At 65.4% G+C, this 1198-nt stretch carries 1 protein-coding gene; it reads left to right on the forward strand.

The annotated features are described in order from the left end of the window. Positions 1-184 precede the first annotated feature (184 nt). Positions 185-1198 (forward strand): IS256 family transposase (locus AC5Y49_RS24710; protein WP_499892005.1); only part of this gene is annotated, 1014 nt, incomplete at its 3' end.

Raw genomic sequence — 1198 nt, forward strand, 5'->3', positions numbered from 1 at the left:
GTTCCGCTTGCGCCGGTGACCGCCCGAGATGGGTAAGTCCCCTGGCGTGGTGGGGTTTCGGAACCTGGGTCTGACGGTGCCGGATTTTTCGCCGGGTGTGTCGTTGCCGGCGTTGGGGTGGGCCATCGCGTAGTGGTCAGTGAGTTACCGACCAAAGTGACTCACGAGAGGACCTACCAACGCGATGACCCAGGATCATTCTGCCTTGCTCGCCCAGCTTGACGCGCTCAAGTCCGCCGATGTCGGGGCGGTGTTCGCCGAGTTGATCCGCGCCGGGTTGCAGGCGCTGATCGAGGCCGAAGCCACCGAGACCATCGGCGCCGGCCGCTACCAACGTACCGACGGACGCGGTACACACCGCAACGGGCACCGACCCAAAACGGTGTCGACGACCGCGGGGGACATCGAGGTGCACATCCCCAAGCTGCGGGCCGGGTCGTTCTTCCCGTCGCTGCTCGAGCGGCGCCGCCGCATCGACCGCGCGCTGCACGCGGTGATCATGGAGGCCTACGTGCACGGAGTGTCGACCCGCAGCGTCGATGACCTGGTCGCGGCGATGGGCGTGCAGACCGGGGTATCCAAGTCCGAGGTCTCCCGCATCTGCGCCGGCCTGGACACCGAGATCGAGGCGTTTCGCACCCGCAGCTTGTCCCATACCGAGTTCCCGTACGTGTTCTGCGATGCGACCTTTTGCAAGGTCCGCATCGGGGCCCATGTGGTCTCTCAGGCGTTGGTAGTGGCCACCGGGGTGTCCATCGACGGCACCCGTGAGGTACTGGGCACCGCGGTGGGCGACAGCGAGTCCTTCGAATTCTGGCGTGAGTTCCTGACCTCGCTGAAGGCGCGCGGGTTGACCGGGGTCCATCTGGTCATCTCCGACGCCCACGCCGGCTTGAAGGCTGCGGTGGCACAACAATTCACGAATTCTTCGTGGCAGCGATGCCGGGTGCACTTCATGCGCAACCTGCACACCGCGGTATCGGCCAAACACGCTCCGGCGGTGACCGCGGCGGTCAAGACGATCTTCGCTCACACCGACCCGGCCGAGGTCGCCGACCAATGGGACCGCGTCGCCGACACTTTGGAGTCGTCGTTTCCCAAAGTGGCCGCGATGATGGCCGAGGCGAAAACCGATGTGCTGGCGTTCACCGCGTTCCCCAAGGCGCATTGGCAGAAGGTCTGGTCGAACAATCCCATC

The sequence above is a fragment of the Mycobacterium sp. NGS62 genome, assembly GCF_059812285.1.